The organism is Achromobacter sp. SIMBA_011, assembly GCF_046535435.1.
Lineage (GTDB): Bacteria > Pseudomonadota > Gammaproteobacteria > Burkholderiales > Burkholderiaceae_B > Achromobacter > Achromobacter dolens.
Genome location: NZ_JAWRWN010000099.1, coordinates 1 through 385 on the forward strand (window position 1 = coordinate 1; position 385 = coordinate 385).

1 protein-coding gene is annotated in these 385 nt (G+C 64.7%); it reads right to left on the bottom strand.

Annotation, left to right across the window (positions count from 1 at the left end; all coding sequences use genetic code 11):
* Window positions 1–324: argininosuccinate synthase domain-containing protein (locus tag SB816_RS30095; protein ID WP_410548003.1), on the bottom strand; the 324-nt coding region annotated here is incomplete at its 3' end.
* Between the last annotated feature and the right edge of the window lie 61 nt (window positions 325–385).

Consider the following 385-nt stretch of genomic DNA (forward strand, 5'->3'; position numbering starts at 1 on the left):
CGCGCGGCCGATGGGCGTCGTGTTGAAGGAGGTGACGCCGGCCGTCGTGATGTGGAACGCGCCGCTTTGCAGCGCCGCGATGCCTTCGGCGACGAGCTGGGCGCGGCAGTCGATCAAACGGGCGCCGGCTGCGCCGTATTCGATCGCGCGCTTCGGGATCGCATCGTAATCGTCTTCGTCGGGCTGGCCGAGGTTCGCCGTGTATGCGTACGGGACGGCGCCCTTCAGTTTCATCCAGTGCAGCGCGGCGCTGGTGTCCAGGCCGCCGGAGAAGGCGATACCGACCTTCTGGCCGGTCGGGAGGCTTTCGAGAATCGTGCTCATAGGAATTACCGTGGATTGAAGCCGGTGGATTGTATTTCGCGGAATACGCGAGTATCGGCTG